General features: G+C 62.8%; 24 protein-coding genes. 11 read left to right on the top strand and 13 right to left on the bottom strand.

The genetic code is table 11. The features are described from left to right. Positions 1-124 precede the first annotated feature (124 nt). Positions 125-613 carry a MarR family transcriptional regulator gene (locus QF629_00450; protein MDP6012008.1) on the bottom strand — a complete coding sequence of 163 codons (489 nt, stop codon included), beginning with the start codon at positions 611-613 and terminating at the stop codon, positions 125-127. A gap of 92 nt (positions 614-705) precedes the next feature. Between QF629_00450 and QF629_00445 the strand changes: the two genes are divergently transcribed. Further along, positions 706-1,605, top strand: coding sequence for a branched-chain amino acid aminotransferase (locus QF629_00445; GenBank protein MDP6012007.1), 900 nt, complete (start codon positions 706-708; stop codon positions 1,603-1,605). Here QF629_00445 and QF629_00440 read toward each other — a convergent pair. The 10 genes from QF629_00440 to QF629_00395 form a co-directional block, all read right to left on the bottom strand. After that, the gene (locus QF629_00440; protein ID MDP6012006.1) at positions 1,602-2,813 is read right to left on the bottom strand and encodes a hypothetical protein; all 1,212 of its coding nucleotides are present in this window, start codon (positions 2,811-2,813) and stop codon (positions 1,602-1,604) included. The genes QF629_00445 and QF629_00440 overlap by 4 nt on opposite strands. 19 nt (positions 2,814-2,832) lie before the next feature. Then, positions 2,833-3,306, bottom strand: a complete 474-nt coding sequence (locus tag QF629_00435) for a molybdenum cofactor biosynthesis protein MoaE (GenBank protein MDP6012005.1) — start codon at positions 3,304-3,306, stop codon at positions 2,833-2,835. 4 nt (positions 3,307-3,310) lie between these two features. Further along, positions 3,311-3,562: a molybdopterin converting factor subunit 1 gene (gene moaD / locus QF629_00430; GenBank protein ID MDP6012004.1), complete on the bottom strand. Its 252-nt coding sequence runs from the start codon at positions 3,560-3,562 to the stop codon at positions 3,311-3,313. Beyond that, the gene (locus QF629_00425) at positions 3,562-4,827 is read right to left on the bottom strand and encodes a molybdopterin molybdotransferase MoeA (protein ID MDP6012003.1); all 1,266 of its coding nucleotides are present in this window, start codon (positions 4,825-4,827) and stop codon (positions 3,562-3,564) included. The genes moaD and QF629_00425 overlap by 1 nt, the downstream gene beginning before the upstream one ends. After that, a complete protein-coding gene (gene mobB / locus QF629_00420; GenBank protein MDP6012002.1) occupies positions 4,824-5,339 on the bottom strand; it encodes a molybdopterin-guanine dinucleotide biosynthesis protein B in 516 nt (171 codons plus the stop codon). The genes QF629_00425 and mobB overlap by 4 nt, the downstream gene beginning before the upstream one ends. Next, positions 5,336-5,932, bottom strand: a complete 597-nt coding sequence (pgsA, locus tag QF629_00415) for a CDP-diacylglycerol--glycerol-3-phosphate 3-phosphatidyltransferase (protein ID MDP6012001.1) — start codon at positions 5,930-5,932, stop codon at positions 5,336-5,338. The genes mobB and pgsA overlap by 4 nt, the downstream gene beginning before the upstream one ends. 196 nt (positions 5,933-6,128) lie before the next feature. Then, positions 6,129-7,766: an NAD(P)-binding protein gene (locus QF629_00410; GenBank protein ID MDP6012000.1), complete on the bottom strand. Its 1,638-nt coding sequence runs from the start codon at positions 7,764-7,766 to the stop codon at positions 6,129-6,131. Then, positions 7,763-8,779 (bottom strand): thiamine pyrophosphate-dependent enzyme, encoded by a 1,017-nt coding sequence (locus QF629_00405; protein MDP6011999.1) that lies wholly within the window; start codon positions 8,777-8,779, stop codon positions 7,763-7,765. Before QF629_00405 ends, QF629_00410 begins: the two co-directional genes overlap by 4 nt. A gap of 12 nt (positions 8,780-8,791) precedes the next feature. Continuing rightward, the gene (gene porA / locus QF629_00400) at positions 8,792-10,054 is read right to left on the bottom strand and encodes a pyruvate ferredoxin oxidoreductase (protein MDP6011998.1); all 1,263 of its coding nucleotides are present in this window, start codon (positions 10,052-10,054) and stop codon (positions 8,792-8,794) included. Between the two features lie 3 nt (positions 10,055-10,057). Next, entirely contained in the window at positions 10,058-10,618 is a 561-nt protein-coding gene (locus QF629_00395; GenBank protein MDP6011997.1) for a 2-oxoacid:acceptor oxidoreductase family protein, read from the bottom strand. A gap of 371 nt (positions 10,619-10,989) precedes the next feature. Here QF629_00395 and QF629_00390 point away from each other — a divergent pair, with 371 nt between their 5' ends. From QF629_00390 to QF629_00350, 9 genes are all read left to right on the top strand, one after another. After that, the gene (locus tag QF629_00390; protein ID MDP6011996.1) at positions 10,990-15,501 is read left to right on the top strand and encodes an FAD-dependent oxidoreductase; all 4,512 of its coding nucleotides are present in this window, start codon (positions 10,990-10,992) and stop codon (positions 15,499-15,501) included. Next, on the top strand, positions 15,498-15,947 hold the full coding sequence (locus QF629_00385; GenBank protein MDP6011995.1) for a hydrogenase iron-sulfur subunit: 450 nt from the start codon (positions 15,498-15,500) through the stop codon (positions 15,945-15,947). The genes QF629_00390 and QF629_00385 overlap by 4 nt, the downstream gene beginning before the upstream one ends. Beyond that, a complete protein-coding gene (locus QF629_00380) occupies positions 15,944-16,630 on the top strand; it encodes a methylenetetrahydrofolate reductase C-terminal domain-containing protein (protein ID MDP6011994.1) in 687 nt (228 codons plus the stop codon). Before QF629_00385 ends, QF629_00380 begins: the two co-directional genes overlap by 4 nt. Further along, positions 16,630-17,613, top strand: coding sequence for a methylenetetrahydrofolate reductase (locus tag QF629_00375; protein MDP6011993.1), 984 nt, complete (start codon positions 16,630-16,632; stop codon positions 17,611-17,613). Before QF629_00380 ends, QF629_00375 begins: the two co-directional genes overlap by 1 nt. 8 nt (positions 17,614-17,621) lie before the next feature. Next, positions 17,622-19,007, top strand: a complete 1,386-nt coding sequence (locus tag QF629_00370) for a heterodisulfide reductase-related iron-sulfur binding cluster (GenBank protein MDP6011992.1) — start codon at positions 17,622-17,624, stop codon at positions 19,005-19,007. A 586-nt stretch (positions 19,008-19,593) separates the two neighbouring features. After that, the gene (locus QF629_00365) at positions 19,594-21,309 is read left to right on the top strand and encodes a PQQ-dependent dehydrogenase, methanol/ethanol family (protein MDP6011991.1); all 1,716 of its coding nucleotides are present in this window, start codon (positions 19,594-19,596) and stop codon (positions 21,307-21,309) included. A gap of 77 nt (positions 21,310-21,386) precedes the next feature. Continuing rightward, a complete protein-coding gene (locus tag QF629_00360; protein ID MDP6011990.1) occupies positions 21,387-21,782 on the top strand; it encodes a c-type cytochrome in 396 nt (131 codons plus the stop codon). 34 nt (positions 21,783-21,816) lie between these two features. Continuing rightward, entirely contained in the window at positions 21,817-21,948 is a 132-nt protein-coding gene (locus tag QF629_00355) for a DUF3095 family protein (protein ID MDP6011989.1), read from the top strand. Positions 21,949-22,045: 97 nt separating this feature from the next. Next, positions 22,046-22,684: an NIPSNAP family protein gene (locus QF629_00350; GenBank protein ID MDP6011988.1), complete on the top strand. Its 639-nt coding sequence runs from the start codon at positions 22,046-22,048 to the stop codon at positions 22,682-22,684. Here the strand turns inward: QF629_00350 and QF629_00345 are convergent, their stop codons facing one another. Further along, positions 22,685-23,773: a mandelate racemase/muconate lactonizing enzyme family protein gene (locus tag QF629_00345; protein MDP6011987.1), complete on the bottom strand. Its 1,089-nt coding sequence runs from the start codon at positions 23,771-23,773 to the stop codon at positions 22,685-22,687. Between the two features lie 98 nt (positions 23,774-23,871). Here QF629_00345 and QF629_00340 point away from each other — a divergent pair, with 98 nt between their 5' ends. Next, entirely contained in the window at positions 23,872-24,216 is a 345-nt protein-coding gene (locus QF629_00340; protein ID MDP6011986.1) for a hypothetical protein, read from the top strand. A 2-nt stretch (positions 24,217-24,218) separates the two neighbouring features. On the opposite strand, the gene QF629_00335 is transcribed toward QF629_00340, so the two are convergent. Beyond that, positions 24,219-25,385 (bottom strand): M48 family metalloprotease, encoded by a 1,167-nt coding sequence (locus QF629_00335; GenBank protein ID MDP6011985.1) that lies wholly within the window; start codon positions 25,383-25,385, stop codon positions 24,219-24,221. Between the last annotated feature and the right edge of the window lie 169 nt (positions 25,386-25,554).

Here is a 25,554-nt window from a genome sequence, read left to right as displayed (position 1 = left end):
GAGAACCGCCATTGCTGGGACCCAGCCCGGCTATTAAGGGGATATCATACCTAATTCTGGCAGGCGCGCCGCCATCGACTCCAGAGGGGAATAAGTACGATGTCCCCCTGGTAAAAAGAAACGATCAGCCGGGCTCGCCACTGAAGCGTGGGCGGTCATCGTCGCACATGAGGCCGAGCATGATCTTCTCGAAGCCGCCCACTGCCTCCGACCCCGCTTCCCGATAGGCCTCGGCGACGAGCGTGCGCTGCAGGCCGGACAAGCGGTGCTCAAGTTTCCGACCCTTGTCGGTCAGGCTCAAGAGGCGCTGGCGGCGGTCGCGCGTGCCCGTCAACTGCGCCACGTATCCGGTGCGCACGAGTTGGCCGAGCACGCGCGACAGGCTTTGTTTGGTGATGCGTAGCGTGGCCAGAAGCTCGCCCACGGTGAGACCCGGACTGCGGCCGACGGAATAGATAACGCGGTGGTGAGCGCGCCCGAAATCAAGAGGCGAGAGCAGGGCATTGGCCTTGGCAACGAAGTTGCGATAGCCGAAATAGAGCATCTCGATGCCCCGGTTGAGGGCTATTTCATGCAAGTCACCCGGGTCACGCGTTAGTTTTTTGTCAGTCATATTGACGTATATGTTTGCTAGTGCTTCCTGACGCAAGTCCCTTCTTATAGGATGCCACTTTATCGAGCCTCTGGGCGACGGGACGGTCTGACATGTTGAGCTTTGACGATCACGATGGGTTCATTTGGTACGATGGCAAGATGGTGCCTTGGCGAGAGGCCAACCTGCACGTCCTGTCGCACGGTCTGCACTATGCCAGCTCCGTCTTCGAGGGTCAGCGCGTCTATGCCGGCACTATATTCAAGCTGGCGGAACATACCGAGCGCCTGTTTGAGTCGGCGAGCCAACTCGGCTTTGAGATTCCCTTTAGCCAGGGCCACATAAACCGCGCTAATTATGATGTTTGTAAAGCTAACAATATCGACGACGGCTATGTACGCCCAGTGGCCTGGCGCGGCAGCGAGATGATGGGCGTCTCAGCTCAGCAAAACGCTATCCATGTCGCCATCGCGGCCTGGGAGTGGCCGTCATACTTCTCGCCCGAGGCGCGGCTCAAGGGCATCAAGTTGCAATGGTCCGACTGGCGCCGCCCCGACCCGGCGACGATCCCTGCCAAGGCCAAGGCGGCGGGGTTATACATGATTTGCACGCTGTCCAAACACAAGGCCGAGGCCGAGGGCTTCGACGATGCGCTGATGCTCGACTGGCGCGGGCGACTTGCGGAATCGACAGGCGCCAATATCTTCCTCGTCATCAATGGTGAACTGCACACGCCGACGCCCGACTGCTTCCTCGACGGCATCACCCGACGCACAGTGATCGGGTTGGCGGAAGCGCAGCAGATCCCGGTAATCGAGCGCATCATCATGCCGGAAGAGCTGGAGAAGGCGGACGAGGTGTTCCTCACTGGCACGGCGGCAGAAGTCACGCCGGTCGGCCAGATCGGCGACCTCAGCTTCACCCCGGGCGAGGTCTGCCGCATCCTCATCGACGACTTCACGGCGCTAACCAACGGCCTCGAGCCGGACCCGGCCCACATCGGCAGCGACTAGCGCGTCAGCGTTACCGAGAACCAGAACTTGCGCGTGTCGACGCTGAACTGTGAGGCGCGGTAGTCGGCGTAATCGAGTGTCACGGTGACGCCGTCTAGCGGCTTGAGGCGCAGGCGTAAGTCGGTCTCGTGCCCATAGTTGATACTGCCGCGGTCATCGAAGAAGCGGTGGTGAGCGGCGACAAGCTCCAGGCTCTCGAGCGGTGTGCCGGCGAGATCGAGGCCGAGCCAGTCGGCTTGCTTAAGCTTAAATTTGGCCTCGCCGTAGACATCCAGCAAGCCTGCCGCGGGGGTGATGCTGAAGACATCCGCCCAGCCGCGATTGCCGTGCTTCTTGCCGATAGGGATCTGCAGGGCAACGCGGCCGTTGCCGGTCTGCTGGCGCAGGCCGAGTAGGGGCCAAAGGCCGCCATGACCGACACCCGCCTCGGTAATCAGCAGATGCTCGCTGAGATTGCTGGGATTATCGCCCCAGTCGCCCTGCCAGGCGAACTCGCCGCGCGCTAGCAGGGTACTGCCGCCCATATCCCATCTGCTGTCGGCCAGCGCCCCAAGTGTCTTAGATGACTCTGCCGGCAGGTGGTCAATGTCGAGCAGTAAGGCATAGGCCCCGAGTTTGACCGGCGCGAAGCCGCCATAGTCGATCTGCACGAAATGGGTGTTCGTATTCCAGTCGCCGTGGGTTGCGTCCTCGCCAGAGGTGTCGTCGACCAGCCACATGTAGCCGTATTGCAGGTGCGTGTCGGGTAGTAGCGCGTGATCGCTCAACGTGACAGCGTCAAAGGTTCGCTGGTTCTGACGGAATCGGGCGCTGGCGACGAAGGTTTCAGCGCCGAGGAAGAGGGTCTGGCGGCTGACCTTGATCACCGTCTCGGACCGCGGCGTATAGGCGACCCAAGCCTGGTTGACCTCGTGCGTCTCGGCGTCGTTGATGCGCGGCAGGTCGCTGCGGCGCTTGATGGCGGTGTCGTAGCGCTCGCTGCCCGGGGCTAGAATCGCCTCGCCTTCGAGACGCGCGCTAAAGCCGTGCCGGGGCCCAACCTCGTAGCCTAGCTTGGCGCGGATGGTGTGCGCTTGCGCTCGTCGCGGCTTCGACGCCTGATCGACCACCTCCAGACGGTAGCGGACATCGAGATTGGGCTCGCTGGCGCTGGCCTGGGGCGCGGCACAAAGGATCGGGCAGCCGAGGGCCGCGAGTAGACGCATCATAGAATTGATGGAACTGGTCCTATTCGGCCGCCTCAGGCTTCCCCTCACGCCAACGCGCTGCTGCGGCGTCGTCGCTACTACGCGCTTCGACCCAGGTGGCCTTGCCGTCGGACGCCTCCTCGCACTTCCAGAACGGTGCCTGGGTTTTGAGCCAGTCGATGAGGAACTGGCAGCTCTCCAGTGCGGCGACACGGTGGGCCGAGGCCGTGGCCACTAGCACGATGGGATCACCTGGTGCCAAGCGGCCGTAGCGATGGATGATCAGGCTTGTCTGCAAGGGCCAGCGCGATTGCGCTTCTGCCTCGATCTCGGCCAGTTTGCGCTCTGTCATGCCCGGATAATGCTCGAGCGTCATGGCGCCAACGGCGCTATCGCCGTGCATGTCACGGACCAGGCCGATGAAGCTCGCGACGCCGCCAATATCTGTGCGCCCGGCGCTCAGCGCCACCAGTTCGGCGCCGACATCGAAAGCCTCGCTCTGCACGCGGATCACGGCCTCAGCCTCCGGTCACCGGAGGAAACAGGGCGACTTCGCGCGCCCCGGCAATGGCGGCGTCGAGTTGGACATATTCCTGGTCGAGCGCCACACGCACGGCCGAGGTGTCCGCCAGGGCCGTGGTATGGCCCGGTGAGCGCGCCTTCAGCCATTCGATCAGCTCGGCCACGGTAGCAACTTCGGCCGGTGGCTCGATCGCCTCCTCGGCGACGCCCACCTTCTCGCGCAACCAGGCGAAATAGAGTACTTGCATCAGCTCACCTCCGCGAAGGGCAGGAAGTCTATCCCGTCGCCCGGCGCAACATAGGTCATTTCTTCACCAAGTTCGACCAGCCCGTCAGCGGCCGTGAGACTGGAAAGCACGCCCGAGCCCTGGGCGCCGGCAAGCTTGGCGACGGGGACGCCGGCATCGCCATCCTCCAGGCGGCAGCGCAAGAACTCGCGCCGCCCGGCTTTCTTCGTCAACTCGAAGCCGGCGGCAACGCGCCACAGCCGCGGCACCGTATGCGTCGCTCCCGACAAACGCAGAATCAGCGGCCGCGCCAGGCGCAGGAAGGTTACGGCCGCCGCTACGGGATTTCCCGGCAGGCCGACGAAAGGTACGGTGCGCCCGGCATCGTCGATATGACCGAGCGCCAGCGGCCGCCCGGGTTTAATGGCGAGGCGCCAGAAAGAGAGCCCGCCAAGTTGCTCAACCACCGCCTTGACGTGATCCTCTTCGCCGACCGAGACGCCGCCCGAGGTGATTAGCATATCGTGGTCGGGTGCCGCACCGGCGAGCGCCCGGCGCACGCTGTCAGCCCGATCCGCGAGAATACCGAGATCGTTGACGGTGCAGCCGAGGCCGGCCAGCAGACCTCGCAGCATGTGCCGGTTGCTGTCGTAGATGGCACCGGGCACCAGTGCCGCGCCGGGCTCACACAGCTCGTCACCAGTGGAAAACAAGGCGACGCGGAGCAGCGTCTGCACGGCGAGCGTGGCGCTACCTGCCGCCGCCGCGAGACCCAGGTCCTCGGGCCGTAGGCGGCGGCCAGCGCGTAGCACCGTGGTACCGTGGCGCACGTCCTCGCCGGCCAATCTGCAATTGTCGCCAAGTGCGATGCCGGGCGGGATGGTTACCGTCTCGCCGGCAAGTCCGCAATTCTCCTGCATGACCACTGTATCGGGGCCAGGCGGTATCACCGCGCCGGTGAAGATGCGCAGCGCCTCGCCGCGCCGCGCCGCCCGGTCGAGGGGATGGCCGGCGGCGATGCGACCCGTCACCGGCAGGGGCGTCGGGCTGTCGGCATCGAGATCGGCATGATAGACCGCAAAGCCGTCAACGGCGGAATTGTGGTGCGCCGGGACGTCAGTCGCGGCGCTCACGTCCTCTGCTAGAATGCGCCCGGTAGCGGCATCGAGCGGCACCGTCTCAGTGGCGGTCAGCGGCGTCATGCGCGCCTCGATCAGGGCCAGCGCCTCGTCTAGACGCAACATCGGTTGATCAATATCGAAGCAATCGTTGCAGAGCTGGCTCATGCCGCCCGCTCCGCTAGGGTGCAATGCCGGCAGATGAAGTCGGCGATGGCTTGCGTGTCGTCGAGATTGAATACCGGGCGATTGGCATCGGGTAACGGGCGATCGCTGGCTACTGCCACCACCGAGCGATCGCCGGGATAGAGTGGTTCGCGGCGCGAACCCTCGCGGCAGACCTCTATCTTGTCGTGGTCCTCATGCTTGAAGCCTTCGACCAGCACCAGATCGGCCTCACCGAGGCGCGCCAGCAAGGCATCGAGGTATGGTTCTGGCTCCGCTGCCTCGCGGTGCTCGTGCATCAGCGCCCAGCGCCGCGCCGAGGCAACCAACACCTCGGAGGCGCCGGCGGCGCGATGCTCATAGGAATCCTTACCCGGCGTATCCACGTCGAACTCATGATGGGCGTTCTTGACCGTCGAGACGCGCAAGCCGCGCGCCACCAGCACCGGCAACAGGCGCGTCACCAAGGTTGTCTTCCCACTGCCGCTCCAGCCGCTGATTCCCATTACTTTCACTTGTCTGCCACTCCTTTCGAATCCTTGTCTTTGTCGGTAGCCAGCATCATTGAGATGCCGTGCCGCGCATAGCCCCAGCCGCTGGCCACGGATAGCACTGCCGCAAGCCACAGTAACCAGGCACCACCGTCAAGCATCAGCTTGGCAGAAAGCCCGATGCCCGTCGCCGCATCGCCCACCAGCAGGACGCTGAGCGCCAGCATCTGGGTCGCCGTCTTAATCTTGGCCAGCATAGTTACCGGCAGCTTCAGCGCCTCGCGAGCTAGGAACTCGCGCAAGGACGAGATAAGGATCTCGCGGCAGAGGATGATCAGCGCGGCGATTGCCGGGGCGCGGCCGTCCGCCACCAGCATGATCAGCGCCGCCGCCACCAGCAGCTTGTCCGCCACGGGATCAAGAAAACGGCCGAACTCGCTTGTTTGGGCCAGCTTTCGCGCCAAAAAGCCGTCCAGCCAGTCGGTCAGAGAAGCGGCCACGAACAGCCCGAAGGCGACCCAGTTGGCAGCCGGCGCTGGTACGGCGAAGGCGGCCAGGAATATCGGGATCACCAGGATCCGCGACAGGGTCAGAATGTTGGGCAGACCGCTGAACATGAGATGGCCTTTTTATCAGGATCCGACGCCGCTCGCCAACGCCCCTGTGTCGACGGAATTCGTTAAAAGCTACGTCTTCCCGCCTGTGCTGGCGCCCTTCGGCTTGCGGCCGCACTTAGCCGGGCGTGGGGGAGGGCCGATCTTGTGTTGATCTCGCCCTAAAAACCCTTGGTTGGGCCGCCTCGGGCTGGCTGCTTCAAACGGTCTCCGGAACCATAATGATGGCGGCACAGGGGCACTCGGCGGCGCACATGCCGCAGCCTTTGCAATAGTCGTAGTTGAAGTCGAAGCGCTTGCCGGCGCCGAGCTTGTTGACCGCGTTGTCCGGACACACGCCATAGCAGTTGTCGCACTCGAAGCAATTGCCGCAGGATAGGCAGCGCCGAGCCTCGTATAGCGCGTTATCCTCGGTTAGCCCCTGCAGCACCTCTGCGAAGTCGGATTGGCGGCGCACAAGATCGAGCTGCGGCTGCACCGTCTTCGGGGCATCGTCGTAATACCAGGTGTTGAGCACGCCAAACCCGGCAAGCTCGGGCCTTGACGGACGCTTGTGGCGCTTACCCCTGAGCCAGGCGTCGATGTGATTGGCCGCCTTCCTGCCATGACCGATGGCCACGGTCACCGTGCGCTCGGCCGGCACCATGTCGCCACCCGCGAATAGGCCTTCGCGACCGGTCATCATCTGCTCGTCGACCATCACCATGCCGCCTTCACCGACATTGACCCCCGGCACGTTATCCAGGAACGCGGTCTCGACGTCCTGGCCTAGCGCCAGGATCAGCGTATCGGCCTCGAGCGTCTCGAATTCGCCAGTTGGCTGTGGGCGACCTTGTTCATCAATCTCCATCTTTTCGACGGTGAACCGGGTCTCGTCAATCTGCTTGATGGTGCGCAGCCAATGGATCATGACCCCTTCCTCCTCGGCCCCGGCGGCCTCGAAGTCGTGGGCGGGCATCTGCTCTCGCGTGCGCCGGTAGACGATCATCGTGTCTTCGACGCCGAGCCGCTTGGCGGTTCGCGCTACATCCATAGCCGTGTTGCCGCCGCCATAGACGATGACGCGGCGGCCGAGCTGTGGTGGCTCGGCGCCCGTCTCCATGTTGCGCAACAGGTTGACCGCGTCGAGGATTCTGCCTGCGGCATAGGCCGGGATCTCGATGCGCTTGGCTAAATGCGCGCCGACGGCGGCAAATACGGCGTCGAAGCCCTCGTCCCGGAAAGCGGCCTCGATATCCTCGACCTTGCGGTTGAGCTGCAACTCGACCCCCATGTCGACGATGCGCTGGATCTCGTAGTCCAGGACATCGCGTGGCAAGCGATATTTTGGGATGCCGAAGCGCATCATGCCGCCGGCCATGGGGCCGGCTTCGCGGATTGTGACGGCATGGCCGAGCCGGGTGAGGTGATAGGCAGCGGCAAGACCGCTCGGCCCGGCGCCGACCACGAGCACGCGCTTGCCCGAGCGCTCGGCATCGAACTTCGCCTTCCAGCCATGCTCCCAGGCCGTGCGTCCCAGAAAGCGCTCGATGGCGTGGATGCCGATGGGCTCGTCCAGCTGTCCGCGATTGCACGCCGTCTCGCAAGGGTGGTAGCAGACGCGGCCCATGACGCCGGGCAGCGGATTGTCCGTCATTAGCACCTGCCAGGCCTGCTCATAGGCGCCCTCTTCGGCATAAAACAGCCACTTTTGGATGTTTTCGCCCGCCGGGCAGGCGTCATTGCAGGGCGGCATGCGGTCGACGTAGATAGGCCTTTCCGTCCGCCAGGTTCCGGTCACGTTGGCGAGGCTGGTGCCGGGATCGAGAGTAATGGCGAAAGGCAGCCTTTTGCTCATGGGCTTTTCCTCTCACCGAGCAGATTGAAGCGCTCGATATTGGCATCGGCCATGCGCTGCAGCGTTGCCACGCCTTCGCTATCCTCGGTGCCCTTGCGGAACAAGTGTGCGAAGCGTCGCTGCGGCCTGAGATAGTCCGACACCGGCAACTGGCGGCGGATCTTATGTGCGGCGGTGACGCGGCCGTGCTCCGCCTCGAATACCGGGAAAAATCCGCTCTCGACGGCGAGCCGCGCGATGTGGATCGTATCGCACGGTGCCGAGCCCCAGCCTAGCGGGCAAGGTACGAGGATATGAAGATAGCGGGCACCGGCCATATCGATAGCCTTGTTCACCTTGGCTTCTAGATCGTGTAGGCCGGCAACCGTGGCCGTCGCCACGTAAGGGATGTTGTGTGCCATCGCAATCAGCGGCAGGTTCTTGCCGGTGCCGAAGACATTTCCCGGCGCGCCACCCACCGTCGGTGTGGTCGCGGTGCGCGCCGTGGCCGGTGTTGCGGAAGAGCGCTGCACACCGGTATTCATGTAGGCTTCGTTGTCATAGCAAATATAGAGCACGTCGTCGTTGCGCTCGAACATGCCCGATAGGCAACCGAAACCGATATCGGTGGTGCCACCGTCGCCGCCTTGCGCCACCACTTTTATGTTCCGTCCCTTGCGCCGCATGGCTGCGGCGACACCCGTGGCAACCGCCGGCGCGTTGCCGAACAGGGAGTGTAGCCAGGGGATCTGCCACGAGGTTTCCGGATACGGCGTGGTGAACACTTCGAGGCAGCCTGTGGCATTGACGGCGACAAGCTGTCCCCCGGTCGCCCGCATTGCGACATCCAGGGCATAGCGAGCGCCGAGCGCTTCGCCACAGCCCTGGCAGGCACGATGACCGGAGGTGATGGCGTTAGAGCGCTCCATAGAGGCTTGGACGCTGCGGGCCTCTTCGTCCATCAGCCGGTTGCCCACCGTATGGGTGCCAGTCTGGTAAAACTTCACGCGTTGCAGAGCGCTGTCCTGAGCCATGATCAGCCTCCTCTAATTCTCGGCCTGTGCGATCGTTGCGGCCGGGTTTCGTAGGATGTTCTCGGCGGTCGGACCGGAGCGCCTAACCCGATGCGAACGGATGATCTCGTGCTCGACGATTCCGTGATCGAGGTCGAGAAACTGCATGTCCGGGAGCTTGCCGTCGCCGGCGCCCGCCAGCACTTCCTGCAGTGCTGCCATGGTGATGGGCCGACCACCAAGCCCGGCGATGACCGTATAGATCTGGATCGGTGTATCGCGGAGCGCCATGCGGATATCGGAGGCGACCATGCCGCCCAGTCCCGGCGCCAGGTTCTTCTCGATCACCACCACATGTTTCGCGTCACCGAGCGCGACTCGCAATTCTTCGAGGGGAAACGGTCGGAAAGAGGTGACACTGACCGAGCCGACCGCGGCGCCGTCGGCGCGCATGGCGTCGACAACTTCCTTGATGGTGCCGTTGACAGAGCCGAGCGCCACCGCAACCACATCGGCGCCTTCGGTGCGATAGGAATAGACAAGGCCACAGGATGTGCGGCCGAATACGCCCTCAAAGACGCGCCCGATCTCGGGAATCAGACGCAGCGCCTGCAATTGTTTCTCGTGCGCGAGATAGCGCACTTCGGTATAGGCGTCGGGCCCCACCATGGCACCGATCGAGTACGGCTCGGCCGGGTCCAACACCTGCACCGGCTCATAGGGCGGCAGGAAGGCATCGACCTGCGCTTGCGTCGGGATGTCGACGCGCTCATAGGCGTGGGTGAGGATGAAGCCGTCCATGCAAACCATGACCGGACAGCTCAACTCCTCGGCCAGGCGGAAGGCCTGAATATGCAGGTCGACCGCTTCCTGGTTGGTTTCCGCGAAAAGCTGGATCCAGCCGGCATCCTTGACCGCCATGGAATCCATGTGGTCGTTCCATATATTGATCGGCGCGCCGATGGCGCGGTTACCGACCGTCATGACGATGGGCAGGCCAAGTCCCCCAGCATTGTAGATCGCCTCCGCCATATGCAGGATGCCCTGGCTGGCTGTTGCGGTATAGGCACGGGCGCCGGCGGCGGAGGCGCCGATGGCGACGGATAGCGCGGCGAACTCGGATTCGACGTTGATGAACTCGCAGTTCTTCAGCTTGCCGGTTCTCACCAGCGCGCAGACGCCTTCGACGATATGGGTCTGTGGCGTAATGGGATAGGCGCAGACTACTTCGGGTCGGCACAGCGCGATGGCCTGGGCGACAGCGAGCGAGCCTTCGATCTGCTGCAATCCGGACATGCCCTAGGCTGCCTTGAGGCTTTCGAAGGCTTCGCGCGCGGCGGCGACGTTGGCCTGGCCGATCTCGCCGGAAAACTTTTGGTGGATCGCCTTTTCGACCGAAGCCAGGCGGATCTCGTCCGAGATGGCGGCAAAGCCCCCCAACAAGGCAGCATTCGGCAGCGGTCGTCCGACATGCTTTAAGGCGAGATCCGTGGCGCCCACATTGCAGACGTGGCCGAACGGAAATTTTGCGACGAACTCAGCGATACCCAACTCCTCGAACGAGCGCTGCGAATTGATCAGGATGAAGCCATCCCGCTCGAGGCCATGAAATACGTCGACGGAAAGCAGCAGCGTCGGATCCTGGATGATGAGTGCGTCGGGGCTGTTGATGGGCTCGCGCAAGCGGATTTCGCTGTCGTCAATACGGCAGTAGGAGACGACCGGCGCACCCATGCGCTCCGAGCCGAAGCTAGGAAAGGCTTGGGCATGCTTGTCCTCGAAGAAGGCCGCCATCGAAAGCAGCTCAGCCGCAGTCACCACGCCTTGGCCTCCCCGACCGTGTATTCGGACCCGAAACATCATCTCCAGCGGTTGCTCATTGCCATGACGGCGCGGCCCCACCACGCCGGAGAGACAAATCTTGCGCGAAAACTGCCGGGCGGACCTTGACCTGCCTCAATCCCTGAGCACGGTCTTTGCATACGCCGGTACGCCCCGCCGAGACGATGCCCCTCACTCTTGCTTGACACCTTCGAGCTCGGAATTGGCCTGGATCCGAGCATTGATGTTGCCGGCAAGGCTGCTGACACCGGGGATCCTCATCTTGATCGATTGCTTGGCGGCAGCTGCCGACCCCTTGATCTAAGTAAGCGACATCATCTAAGTAAGCGACCCCCCCGATGTAGGATTACCTACTGCTGTCGGAACACGGTGTCGTGGAGGATCGGTAAATGACGGTAGGCGGTCCTTCCGCTGAGCGTGAGGTAATCGGCGCTGTCATGGTGGTTGGCGGTGGGATTGCCGGCATGCAGGCCTCGCTCGACCTCGCCGATGCCGGCTACAAGGTCTATCTGGTCGAGGAAAAGTCCGCGATCGGCGGCCATATGGCACAACTCGACAAGACTTTCCCGACCAACGACTGTGCCATGTGCACCATCTCACCGCGCCTGGTCGAGGTCGGCCGCCATCTCAATGTCGAGATTCTCACCGGCAGCCAGGTCACCGCACTTGCCGGCGAGCCCGGCAACTTCAGTGCCACGCTGCGTACCGAGCCGCGCTATGTCGATCTTGCCACCTGTAATGGCTGCGGCGAATGCGCCGAGGTCTGTCCCGAGCGCGTCTCCAATGGTTTTGACGAAGGCCTCAGCCAGCGCACGGCGGCGCACCGCTTGTATCCCCAGGCGACGCCCGACACATATGCCATCGAGAAGCGCGGTATCGCCCCTTGTCGCGAGGCCTGCCCCGCAGGCCAGCGCGCTCAAGGTTACATCTCGCTGATCCGCGAGGGCCGCATCGACGACGCCTATCGCACCATCGTCGAGGACAATCCCTTTGCCGCGGTCTGCGGGCGCATCTGCGACCACCGCTGCGAGACAGCATGCAGCCGCACCAAGGTTGACGAGGCGATCAACATCCGCGGTCTCAAGCGCTTCGTCACCGACAGCGTTAACGCCAAGCCGCGGGTTGCGCCAGAGCCCATCCCGCGCTGCTTCGACGAGCGCATCGCCATCATCGGCGCCGGGCCATGCGGTATGACCGCCGCCCAGGATCTTTGCCGCGCTGGCTATGGTGTCACTGTCTTCGAAGCCCTTCCCGTCGCCGGTGGCATGCTGCGTGTTGGCGTGCCAGAATTCCGCCTACCGGGTGCGGCCGTCGACCGCGAGGTACAGGACATTCTCGACCTCGGTGTCGAGCTTAGGCTGGGAACACGGGTAGAGCAGCTCGATGATCTGTTTGAGCAGGGCTTTGATGCGGTGCTGATCGCCGTCGGTGCCCATGAAGGCATCCGCCTGCCGATCCCCGGCAACGACCTAAACGGCGTGCTGGTCAATACGCGCTTTCTGCGCGACGCTCGCCTGGCCGAGTGCGGCGACCCTGATGCTCCCGATCCGCGCGTCGATATTGCGGGCAAGCGCGTACTGGTGGTCGGCGGCGGCGACGTCGCCATCGATGTGGCGCGCACCGCGGTGCGCCTTGGCGCCAGTGACGTGCAAATGGCCGTCCGCGGCAGCTCGGGCCGCATGCCGGCTGACGATGAGCAGATTGCCTGGGCGCGCTCGGAAGGTATCGCCATGCACATCGGGCTCAACTTCCTGCGTGTGACCGACGATGGGACGGGCTGCGTCGCTGGCCTCGAATGCCAGCGCGTGGAAGCCTTCGTGCCAGGTGAGGACGGCCGCCCGGTGGCACAAATCGAGCGCGGCTCCGAGCATCTTCTGGTCGCTGACGTGATCATCTTCTCGGTTGGCCAACGCGTCGGCCTCGGCTTTATCCCCGATGATGCCGGCGTCAACGTTACCAAGGGCTGGACCATCGCCGTCGACCCCGAGACCTGTGCCACCGGTCGGCCTGGCGTGTTCGCCGCGGGCGATAGCATCAGCGGTACCGCCTTCGTCATCGAGGCGGTTGCCAGCGGGCACCGCTGCGCCACGGCGATTCAGCACCACTTACGCGGCAAAGACATGGCGGCGACGGCGCCAAAAACAGCTGTCGCCGAGCTGAGCCAGACCGAGCTCGATGCCCGCGTGCTCAAGGGCGAGCTTGCTTTGGCACCGCGCCAGCCCCAGCCGTATATCGAGAGCGCAGACGCCGTGGGCAGCTTCGTGGAGGTCGAGGGCGGCTACACTTCTTTGCAGGCCATGGCCGAAGCATCGCGGTGTCTCTCCTGTGGCATCTGCTCGGAATGCCTGATGTGCTCCGATGCCTGCGGGCTCGGCTCCATTGACCACGAGATGGCTGAGAGTACACGCCAGATCGAGGTTGGCGCGGTAATACTGACACCGGGCTTCCGGCCCAGCAGGGCGGAGTTGTCCGAGGAACTCGGCTTCGGGCGCCATGCCAACGTCATCACGTCGCTCCAGCTTGAGCGGCTGTTGAGCGCCTCCGGCCCCACCACTGGCAATATACAGCGCCCATCCGACGGTGGGACGCCAAAGAAAATCGCCTTTCTGCAATGTGTAGGCTCGCGCGACCAGTCGCACGATTATTGTTCATCGGTTTGCTGCATGTACGCCGCCAAGCAAGCGCGCCGGCTCATCGAGCAACTACCGAGCGCCGAGGCGGTCGTCTTCATGATGGACACGCGTGCCTTCAGCAAGGGCTACGAGGGTTATTATCGCAAGGCCCGCGAGACCCACGGCATCGGCTATGTGCGCTGCCGTCTGTCGTCGCTGGAGGAGAACCCAGCTAGCGGCGGGTTACTGGTGAATTATGTCGAGAGCGGCGAGATGGTGGCAGAGGAGTTTGACATGGTGGTGCTTTCGGTCGGGATGGAAATCGGCGACAGCGCCAGGGTCCTCGGCGAGCGCTCCGGCATTGATCTCGACGCCCATGGCTTCTGCCGGACGCAACCGTTCGATCCGTTGCAGACGACTCGGCCGGGTGTTTTTGCTGCGGGCACTTTCCGCGAGCCCAAGGACATCGCCGAATCGCTCCTCGATGCATCCGGTGCGGCGGCGAGCGCGGCTGCCCTGTTGACCCGCGCACGCGGCACCCTGGCACGCGAAGCCTACTATCCACCCGAGCGCTGCGTCGAAGACGATGAGACGCGCACCGCCGTCTTCGTTTGCCATTGCGGTACCAATATCGGCGGCTATCTCGATGTCCCCGACGTTGCCGAATATGCCAAGGCGCTGCCGGGCGTTATCCACGCCGAGGACACGCTTTATGCCTGCTCGCAGGACAGCATCGCGCAGATCACCGAGAAGGTGCGCGAGCTTGGCGCCAACCGGCTTGTGGTGGCTGCCTGTACGCCGATCACCCATGGGCCCCTGTTTCAGAGCAGCATCCGTGAAGCGGGACTCAACCCATATCTTTTCGAAATGGCCAACATCCGCAATCAGTGCTCATGGGTGCATGGCCAACAACGCCAGGCGGCGACTGAGAAAGCCAAGGACCTGGTGCGCATGTCGACGGCACGGGCAGCGCGGCTACGGCCGCTGGAAACCGCCGAGATGCCGATCGTCAAGACCGCCCTGGTTGTCGGCGGTGGTGCCGCGGGCATGACCGCAACCCTGGCGCTGGCCGAGCAGGGTTTTCCGGTGGATCTTGTCGAGCGCGAGGACAGCCTGGGCGGTAACCTGCGCCAACTCCATTTTGGCTGCGACGCCGAGGCCGATCCCCAGGCTTTTCTGGCCGAGCTTGTAAAGGCGGTAGGGTCTCACCCGCTGGTCACCCTGCATCTCGGCAGCGAGCTGAGGTCGACCGGCGGCTTTCTCGGCAACTTCTCTTCGGCCCTCACTGGCAGCGGCGGCACTGTGGAGGTGGCTCATGGTGTCACTGTGCTCGCCACTGGCGGCGTTGAATATCGCGGCGACGAATACGGCTACGGGTCGAGCCCGCGCATCGTCACCCAGCAACAGTTTGAGGGGTTGCTGGCCGCGGGAGAAAACCTGCCTAAGTCCGTGGTGATGATCCAATGTGTCGGTCCCGCGGAGCGGTATTGCGCACGTATCTGCTGTACCTCGGCGCTGAAGAACGCGCTCGTGCTCAAGCGCCTCGACCCCAGCGTCCGCATAACTGTGATCTACCGCGACATGCGTGTGTACGGCTTCAAGGAGAGGCTCTATACGGAGGCGCGCGAGAGCGGCATCATCTTCCTGCGCTATGAGGCCGCGCGCAAGCCAACCGTTAGTGTCGATGGGAACACCGTCGAAGTGCGCGCCTGGGAAGAAATTCTGGGCAAGGAGATGGTGTTGCAGCCTGATCTGCTGGTACTCAGCACCCCTGTCGTGCCAGCGCCGGCAACGCAGGAGCTGAGCAACCGCCTCAAGGTTCCCGTCGACATGGAAGGCTATTTCCTTGAGGCACATGTCAAGTTGCGTCCGGTCGATTTTCTTTCCGAAGGCATCTTCATGGCCGGCTTGGCGCATTACCCAAAGTTGCTCGATGAGGCCATCGTCCAAGCTCGGGCGGCGGCGGCACGCGCCGCGCGGGTGCTGTCGAAAGACACCATCACAGTCGGCGGCCAGGTCGCTACGGTTGATACCGCGCTTTGCGTTGGCTGTCTGACTTGTGTGCGAAGCTGCGCCTACGGTGCAACGCGCATTGATACCGAGCTTCCCGGCGTCGGCGGCATTCCAGGTGCGGCAGCGATCGAGCCGGCATTGTGCCAAGGCTGTGGATTGTGCGCCGCAGCCTGCCCGGCCCAGGCGATCGAGCTCCGCCACTATACCGACGGTCAGGTAATGTCGAAAATCGATGCATTGTTCAGCCCAGAAATGCTTGAGGGAGTTCCGGCATGAGCGACTCCGAGCCCGATTTTGAACCCTCCATCATCGCCTTCTGCTGCCGCCATTGCGCCTATGCGGCGGCCGATCTTGCGGGCTCGTCGCGGCTTTCCTATCCGCCGTCGCTGAAGATCGTTGAGTTGCCGTGTACCGGCCGCGTCGACGTGCTGACGGTGCTGCGCAGCTTCGAGGCCGCCGTCGATGGTGTTCTCGTCGCCGGCTGCTTGTCGGGCAAGTGTCATTACCAGACGGGGAACCTGTATGCCAAGCAACGCGTGGACTACGTGCGCCGACAGCTCGCCGAGATCGGCCTCGACGAGGCGCGTATTCGTATGGTCAACATCTCGGCGGCGATGGGTGCGCAGTTTGCCGAGCATGCCTCGGAGATGGTCGAGGAAGTCAGGGCGCTGGGCGCTAGCCCCTTGCGCATAGGGAACGATCAGCTTGAAGGTGAAACATGATCGTCGCTGAACAGAAGCCGCTCGCGGCAATCACATCGATGATGGAAGGCTGCCGCAAGGTGCTTGCCGTGGGCTGCGGCACCTGCGTCACGGTTTGCTTCGCCGGCAGCGCCCGCGAGGTCGGTATTCTCGCCTCGTCGCTGCGCATGGCAAGCCGTGTTGACGGCGAGCCGCTGGCGGTCGAGGAGACCACGGTGCAGCGCCAGTGCGAGGATGAATACCTCGAGCCGTTGGCCGAAGGGCTCGACGACTACGACGCCATCCTCTCGCTCGGCTGCGGCATCGGCGTCCAAAGTCTGGCCGATCGATACCCCGATAAGCGCGTGCTGCCGGCACTCAACACGACCTTCATGGGCCGACCCACAGAGCAGGGTGTCTGGGAGGAGCGCTGTCAGGCCTGCGGCAGTTGTGTGCTCGACAAGACGGCGGGCATCTGCCCGGTAACGCGCTGCGCCAAATCGCTATTCAACGGACCCTGCGGTGGCACTCAGGACGGGAAGTGCGAGGTTGATCCCTCCATCCCCTGCGCCTGGCAAATGATATGGGAGCGCTCGGCCAAACTTGGTCTGATGGATCGGTTGATGGAGGTCGAGCCGGTCAAGGATTGGTCGACCAGCAGAGACGGCGGCCTCAGGCGTATCGTTCGTGACGACCTGCGTATGCCGGACGCTGAGGGCGAGTGATGGACGGCGCAATATCAGAGACTCGGAAGACCCGCAGCAATCTGGAGGGTGTTCTGGCGCAGGGGCATTTTGCTGTCACTGCTGAGTTGGGGCCGCCCAAGAGCCACGATATGGCGCAGGTGCGCGAGAAGATCGAGCTGCTCAAGGGTCATGTGGATGCGGCGAACATCACCGACAACCAGACCGGCATCGTGCGCCTGAGCAGCATTGCCGCCGGTATTGCCATGGTGCAGGAGGGCCTCGAGCCAGTCATCCAGATGACTTGTCGCGATCGCAACCGCCTGGCCATGCAGAGCGATTTACTGGGCGCTGCAGGACATGGCATCACCAATGTGCTCTGCCTCAGCGGCGACCACCAGTCGTTCGGCAATCACCAGGGCGCTAAGAACGTCCACGATATCGATTCCATGCAGCTGCTGCGCATGGCCAAGGATATGCGCGACGAAAACCACTTCCAGTGTGGCGAGGAGATTCCTGGCGGTGGTCCACGCCTGTTTATCGGCGCTGCCGCAAATCCCTTCGCCGACCCAGTCGACCTGCGCCACTTTCGCCTCGCTAAAAAGATCGCCGCTGGAGCCGATTTTGTGCAGACTCAGCTGATCTTCGACATGCCTCTGTTCCACGACTACATGAAGCGTGTGGTCGATATGGGCTTGCACGAAAGGGTTGCCATCCTGGCTGGCGTCGGGCCCCTCAAGAGCGCCGGCATGGCGCGCTACATGCGCGACAGGGTTCCCGGTATGACCGTGGCCGACGAATATATCGAGCGCATGGCAGGTGCAGTGGCTGATATCGCCAAGGAGGACAAGCCGGCGCGACAAGAAGCCTGGCGCGCCGAGGGCATCAGGATTTGCGTCGAGCAAATTGAGCAGGTGCGCGAGATTGAAGGCGTGGCTGGCGTGCATATTATGGCCATCGAGTGGGAGGCCGTGGTCGGGCCTATCGTAGAGGCAGCCGGCCTTGAGCCGCGGCCGGTGTTATGAGCACGGCAATGATAGAGGCGCCCGCGGAGGCCGGTTCACTCGCCGAGGCCATCAGCCAGGCGACTGGCGACAACGTGTTTCGTTGCTACCAGTGCAGCCGCTGCACCAGCGGCTGCCCGCTGGCCAGGCATTTAGACCTTGCACCCAACCAGGTTATGCGCAGCCTTCAACTCGACGACACGGGTGTGCTGGCGAGCCACACGATCTGGCTTTGTGCCTCATGCCAGACCTGCACCACGCGCTGCCCGCAGGAGATCGACGTGGCCGCGGTCATGGCCGCACTCTGCGTCGAGTCCAAGCGGCGCGGTGTGGCCCCCGGCGTGCCCGGAATAGCGCGCTTCAACCACCTCTTTATGGGGCATGTGAAATTTTTCGGCCGAGCCTGGGAGTTCGGCTTTGGTGTGCTGCTGAACCTGGCCCAGGGCAAGCTGTTCAAGGATCTGCGCATGGGTTGGGCGCTGATCAGGCGCGGTAGGCTCCATCTCTTCCCTAGCCTGCCGCGCCGGGTGAAACCCGCGTCGGTGCAGAGTGATAAGGCGGTAGGCTTCTTTCCTGGCTGCGCGCTAGATTCGACCTCTGTCGAATATGGTCGCAGCGTGCGCGCCACCGCTGCGGCGCTCGACATCGAGCTGGTCGAGCCGCCGGATTGGCAATGTTGTGGTGCCACCCCGGCACCGGCGACCGACCCGGTGATGGCTATCGGTATGCCCATGCGCGGCATCGCCAGTGTCGAGCGGATGGGGCTCGACACAGTGACCTCACCCTGCAGCAAATGCTTTGCTAGGCTGAAGTCGGCTGAGCGTACCGATCGGCACGGCGGCGATATCTCGAGCCAAGCGCGGGCCAAAGCGGGCTACTCCTATCGCGGCACGGTCAAGGTCGAGCATTTTCTCGATACGCTTGTTGAGCGCGCAGGTTTGCCCGAGATCAGGTCACGCGTCAGGCGCCCGCTTAATGGGCTAAAGGTCGCCTGCTACTATGGCTGCCTGATCACCCGGCCGGCAGCGCTGACCGGCGCCGAGCACCCGGAATATCCACGCCGCATGGACGACATGGTGCGCGCGCTGGCTGCGGAACCCCTCGATTGGTCGCACAAGACCGCGTGTTGCGGCGGCGCCCTGGGCCTGAGCCAGACGCATGTCGCGCAGGAGATGTCGCGCACGGTGCTTGATAAAGCTCGTGCGGCTGGCGCCGAGGCCGTCGTCACTATGTGTCCGATGTGCCATCTCAACCTCGACGCCAGACAGCCCCAGCTCGGCCTTGATAGCGAGCTGCCAATCCTGCACGGAACTCAGCTTGCGGCGCTCGCCTTCGGTCTCGACGAGACGGCCGTGGGGCTCGGCAAGAACGTAGTGGATCCACGACCACTGTTAGTAGACAAAGGGATACCATGACATTCTTAAGGTTATTTTCTGCTGAGAAGGCATCGGTAAGACTGGTTCTGTCTCACATGGAAGTGATCTAACGGCGGCACCCAGACCGTGCTTGCCCTTCCTCACGCCGCCACGTGTGGAACGAGGCCGCCGTGTTCTGGTATATGCCGATAAGTGCCGTCGCGGTACGTACCGCCGTGCCCGCCACGAAGTGTTTGATCAGACGATCCCGCTTCCGATCATTGAGCCGGCTCTTGCGTTCCTACATCCTGCCATCCCAGCCTAAGAAAGCTGCTGAGATAGGACGGCCGCAAGAAGAATAGGGCACGCAAAGCCATGGAAGGCGAGGAGAGTAAAGTATGGAATCGCCGACAGCGTGCGTTGCTCTCCAGCCTTACCTCTGGGCTGAATTCTCCCGCGATTGCCGGGATCAGCGGTGAGAATTGCAACGCTACATTCCCTTGTCGGCGGCCGTCGATTCATGCACCATTGCCCCGTGGGGAAGGACGGACGGCAATCTGGACAGTGAATATCGGAGCGATTTCTTGCAAATCCTGCCTGACGTGCGGCCTCCGCTGGACATTTTGATCATTCGGGAGGAAACAACATGTGGAAGAAATGCCTTAAGGTCTTTGTGGCGCTCATCGCGGGCGTTGCTGTGGCGGCCATGCCGCTTTTCGCGAGCGGCCCGCATGCCCAGGAGATCGTCACGGACGAAATGCTGCGCTCAGCGGCAGGAGATCCCAACAATTGGCTGATGGCGCCCGGCAACTACACGGGCAACCGCTACAGCACCCTGGGACAGATCAATACGGGCAATGTCGGCGAGCTGGTGCCGAAGTGGATCTTCTCGCTGGGCACGCTCGACGCTCAGAACACAACGCCTGTGGTGCACAACGGCGTCATGTATGCCACCGCTTCACACGGGCACACCTATGCGCTCGATGCCGAGAACGGCACCGAGATCTGGCGCTACGCGCATCAGATGCCGGAAGGCGTTGCCGGCAAGATGTGCTGCGATATTGGTAATCGCGGCGTCGCGCTCTATGGCGACAAAGTATTCGTGGCCACGCCGGACAGTCATGTTGTAGCCCTGAACAAGGGCACGGGCGAGGTTGTCTGGGACGTCACCGTCGGTGACTGGGAGAAGGCCATTACCATGACGGTGGCGCCGCTCGTGGTCAAAGGCAATGTCGTTGTTGGCATGTCGGGCGCCGAATATCCGACCCGCCTCTATATCGAGGCGCTTGATAGTGAGACCGGCGCGCAGGCTTGGCGCACCTATACGATCCCGGGGCCCGGAGAGCCCGGCCACGACACCTGGGGCTCGACCGATGCAGCCATGCATGGCGGCGCCTCAACCTGGCTAACCGGCTCCTACGACCCCGAGCTCGATCTACTCTATTGGGGTGTCGGCAATCCTAATCCCGACTGGGACGGCACCGTACGTCCCGGCGACAACCTCTACTCCAACTCCACCCTGGCGCTAGATCCGGATACCGGAGAGATCCAGTTCTACTTTCAGTACACGCCGGCCGACGTTTGGGATTATGACGGCAACAATGAGCCTATCCTAGTCGACTATGGCTCCGAGAAGGTCTGGTTACACGGTGATCGCAACGGCTTCCTGTATAAGATCGATCGCACCAACGGTAGGTTCCGCTACGGCGTGCCGATCTCGATCGTGAACTGGGCTACCGGCTTCACCTACGAGGGCCGGCCGATCTGGAATATGGAGAAGGTTCCGACCTACGACTACGAGGCCAAGAACATCTGCCCGGCCTCGGAAGGCGGCAAGTGGTGGAACCCGATGACCGTGAACCCGGACACTGGCTGGGTGTTCGTGCCAAGTCGCGAAATCTGTGTCGATATTATGAGCGCACCGATCGGCGCCGGCCTCAACCCACCCGAGCGCACCATCGGTAAGCCCTATTGGGGCATTGGCACCGTGGGCTGGAACACTGGCCATGGGCAACTCGTTGCCTTCGACGGACGCACTGGTGAGAAGATGTGGGTGGTCAAGGACCGCTCGCCCTTTACCAGCGGCCTGCTCTCGACACGTGGCGGCCTAGTCTTCGCCGGCACGCCGGAGGGCGAGTTCCGCGCCTATGATCAGGACACGGGCGAAGAACTGTGGTCGTTCCAGACCGGCTCCGGCATCTTCGGCAGCCCGTCGACCTACACGGTTGACGGCACGCAATATATCGCCGTGCCGTCTGGCTTCGGCGGTTGGACCGGCTGGGCCCATTTCGGCCAGGGTGGCGCGCCGTGGCTGAAAGGTAGCCGCAAGGGCGGTATCATCGTCGGCTTCGCATTGCACTAGACGCCAAGCTGCATAATATGCCCTCGAGGCCACGGCGCCTCGAGGGCACTTTTTTGGACATTTGCGACAGAATCGGTATGCCTTATTTACGGCTCCTCGCTTTATTGCTCTTCATCCTCCCCGCCCATGCGGGTATCGGTGACGAGGCCAATATCACCGCGGCGCCGGGAAACGACGGCAATCCCTATATGGACGACACGGCAGCGGTCGCCGAGGGCAAGTCGCTGTGGGGCAGCGCCGGCTGTTACAGCTGCCACGGCGGCAAGGCGGAAGGGGGCCTTGGCCCTAGCCTAACCGACGACGATTGGGTCTACACACCGACCGACAAGACCCTGTTTAAGGCCATCTCCCAGGGCCGGCCCGGCACCAACATGGTGGGTTGGTCGAAGGACCTCAGCGACGAGCAGATCTGGAAGCTCATCGCCTATATCCGCTCGCTCTACGAAGGTGACCCCGACAAGATCATCTGGTAGGAGCCCAGCCAACATCGCCGCGACGCAAGCCATCATGACCTGCCTCGTGTTCAGTCTTGAAAAGTCGCGCCACGTGCACATCGTCGACGTCGTTGACGGCGGCTATGCCATGGCCGCTCGGCAGCTGTACGCGCCGCTTGCGCACGATAGTCGCCAGCGAGCCTAAAGCATGATCACATCATGCTCTATCTGATCGAGGCCGACGGCGGAGGACTGTTGTTCTGGAGTGCTATGATGGCGCGCAATAACTAGGGAGAGAACGTATGATTTACGAACTGCGTATGTACACCTGCCGGCAGGGCACGATTCCGGCGGTGCTTGAGGCCAGCGGCACGGTCGCGCGACGCATCCGCGGCGGCGACGACTACGGCGTGCTCGAAGGCCATTTCTCCTCCGAGATCGGCAAGCTCAACCAGTACATCCATCTCTGGGCCTATGACAGTGTGGAGGAGATGCTACGCTTGCGTGGTGAGCTGATGGCGAAGCCCGAATGGACGGCCGAGTACGTGCCGCTGATTCGCCCGCACATACTGACGCAGAAGGTCACGATCCTCAATCCCGTGCTGCCCATGAAGCCTGTCGAGGGTGAGGGCCATCTCTACGAGCTGCGCCGCTATCGCCTGCAGCCGGGCAAGGCAGCGGCGTGGACCGAAAAATTGGCCGAGCACATGCCGGCGCGGGAGAAATACTCCACCAACCTTGGGCTCTGGACCACGCTCTGGCCGGACCCCAACGTGGTGGTGCATCTCTGGATATACGACTCCTACGAAGCCCGCATGGAGGCCCGGGCAGCCGCTCAGGCTGACGCCGAGTGGAAGGAGTTCCTCGGTTTCGCCGGCCCGCAGATCGAGGAGATGTATTCGATGCTTCTCAAGCCCTCGCCCTATTCGCCGCGAAAGTAGCTAGCCGATCTTGAACGGCGCTAGAGCGTCGTGGTCTAAGTCAATACCGTGACCCGACCTGTCCGGCGCGGTGGCGTGGCCGTCAGTGATGGCAAGCGGCTCGGCGATGAAGCGGTCGAGGCCGACCGCGTGCACTTCGAGATAGGCGGCATTGGGCACAGCGGCGAGCAGGTGTACGTGCATCTCGTGGGCGCCGTGTGAGGTGACGGGTAGGCCGTGGGCCTCGGCTAGATGGGCGATCTTCAGCCACGGCGTGATGCCGCCGCAGGTCGTCAAGTCCGGCTCCGGAAAATCGATACCACCGGCCACAATGAGTTGGGCAAACTCGGCCACCGTGTGCAGGTTCTCGCCGGCGGCGACGGGAATGCCGCCGGTGGCTCGAATATGGGCGTAGCCGGCGAAATTGTCGGGCGTCGTCGGTTCCTCGATCCAGTCGAGGTTGAGGTCGCGTAACGCGTGACACGTGCGCACCGCCTGGTCGACGCGAAAGCTTTCGTTTGCGTCGACCATCAGTGGCGTGTCGTCGCCGACCAGCTTGCGCATGGCCGTCACCCGTGCCACGTCTTCGGCCATAGTAGGCTTACCGAGGCGCATCTTCAGCGCGCGATGCCCCGACCCCAATGTGCGCGTGGCGTTGTCGAGCAGGGCCTCCAGCGACAGATGCAGATCGATATTGCCGGCGTAGGCGGGAACCCTGGGTTGAAAGCCGCCGAGCAGGCGCCAAAGCGGCTCGCCAAGGCTCCTGCCGCGCAAATCCCATAGCGCCGTGTCCACTGCCGCCAGGGCGAAGGTCGTAGAGCCGCCGCGGCCCGAGTAGTAGGCGGACCTCCAAAGCTTGTGCCAGAGTGCTTCGATGTGGCGCGGGTCTTCGCCTATCAAATGCTCGGTGAAAGGCCCGGCTGTAAGCGCCGCCACGGCCGGGCCGTGGCCTGAATGCAGCGCCGTATAGCCCCAGCCACCCGCACCGTCGTTGCAGCCGATCTCGACCACCACCATGTCGAAATCCGCGAGTATAGGCTTGCCGGCCATCTGCACCGGCGCCTCCAGCGCGATGCGATAGAGCATGGTCTCAACGCGGTTGATTCTCATGATGGCCCCTCCCAGATTTATTGTACCAACCTGACATGAAAATCACTGCTCTTGAAAGGATTCGGAGGTGTTCGGTTCCCAACTTTCTGTGGGTGCATATGTACACCGCCGAAGGCCTGAAGAGTCTTGGCGAGGTGCATTTCGGTCCGGGTCCGGTGGATACGCATATCCACGACTGGCCGGCACAGAAGCTGATTGGCCGCGATCCGGTACAGGTCGAGGCGGCGCAGGACGCGCTCGCCTTCTATCTCGGCTCTACCGCCAGTGGCGCCGTGCGCAACGCTATTCTCGTCTATAGCACCTGTGCCAGCAGCAACTATCTGCGGGAGACCAGGGGCATCCGCCCGTCGAGCTTCGCCCACAACTCAGGCAAGTGCTTTGATGACATCGACGTCTTCCTCAGCCGCGCCGATCTGCACAGATGTAAGAGCTATGGCACCTGACCTCATGCCGCGTTGAGAAAGCGCAGGCGCTCGGCGGTCGGCGGGTGCCCCTGCACCAGTGCTGCGTAAAGCGGATCCGGGTTGGGCGCGGCGGCATTAACGCGGTCGAGCATGACCAGGGCACTGCCCAACGCCCGCGGATCGGCGTGCTGCGCGGCGAAGGCATCGGCAGTCTGTTCCAGGTGTCGGATGAGCAGTGCCCGCAAGGGACTTACCAGAAGGCTCGCAGCGAAGAAAAGACAACCGATCAGGGTGAGTTCCGCACCGGCCGAGCCGTCGGATAGGCCGAGTCCGGTAGCTATCTCTGGCGTGCGCACTGCCCACGTGAAAAGGGCGAGACCAAAAAGGCGCCCGAGCGACAGCACCGCCAGCCAAATCTCCTCATGATGCTGGCGCACATGCCCAAGCTCATGCGCCACGACCGCCTCCACCTCTGTTTCGTCGAGCGCCGTAAGCAGCGTGTCATGTAGCAGCACACGCTTTGCTGGACCCAAGCCCTCTACCGACGCGTTAGCCCGGCTGGTCTGGCCTGATACCTCGGCAACTCGAATGCCGGCGAGCTGGGTGCCGCTGCGCTTGGCAAGTGCCTCCAGCCTGGTGCGCAACGCGCCGGACTTGAGCGGCTGCGACGGGCCGGCGCGAGGGGAGGGCAAAAACGTGTGTCCGATCGAGATGGCGCTCCACAGCAGCCAAGCCGTGAGCCACCAAAGGCTGCCGCCCGCCTCGATCAGCCACAATGCTAACCATGCTGCACCAGTGAAGAGCATTGCCGTTGGGGTCACACGCCGCACTGTGGCACCGAGCGCGGGGCCAAGACCGGCCGGGGCAAGTCCGAAGCGGACATCGAGAACGAGACGCCGCCACAAAGCCGTGATTAGGCGCAAGGAGGCGAATATTCCTGCCGCTACTAACAGCACCAGGAACGGTGGCAGCGTTTGGTCGATGCCCGCGATGCCGCCGCCAAGGGTCAAGGCAAGTACCAGAAGTCCGCTCAGCGAGGCGTCGAGGCAAAGCAGGCGCTCGCGAGCCACGGTCTGGCGCGTGGTTTTGGCGTCGGGGTCGTGGCCGCGCAAATGAGCAATATTGCGCAGGCCAAGCCATAGCCTGACGGCAAGGCCTACACTAACTACTGATAGCAATATGGTAGCGCTGATAGTCACAAGAGCCATCGCCTTTCACTCTCTTTTGTATTGAATGGTTAAAATTCTTTTACATTCAAATGATTCAAATCATTGCATATTCAAATGATTAAAATGATTCAAAACATTAAGCTCATCAATAGTTTCAAATGATTCAAAACATTAAAACCATCAATAGTTAGTATTCATTGCAATGCGG

Source organism: Alphaproteobacteria bacterium (assembly GCA_030739735.1).
GTDB lineage: Bacteria > Pseudomonadota > Alphaproteobacteria > UBA7887 > UBA7887 > UBA7887.
The sequence above is the reverse complement of the archived record's forward strand: the minus strand, read 5'-3'. Positions and strand labels throughout refer to the sequence as shown.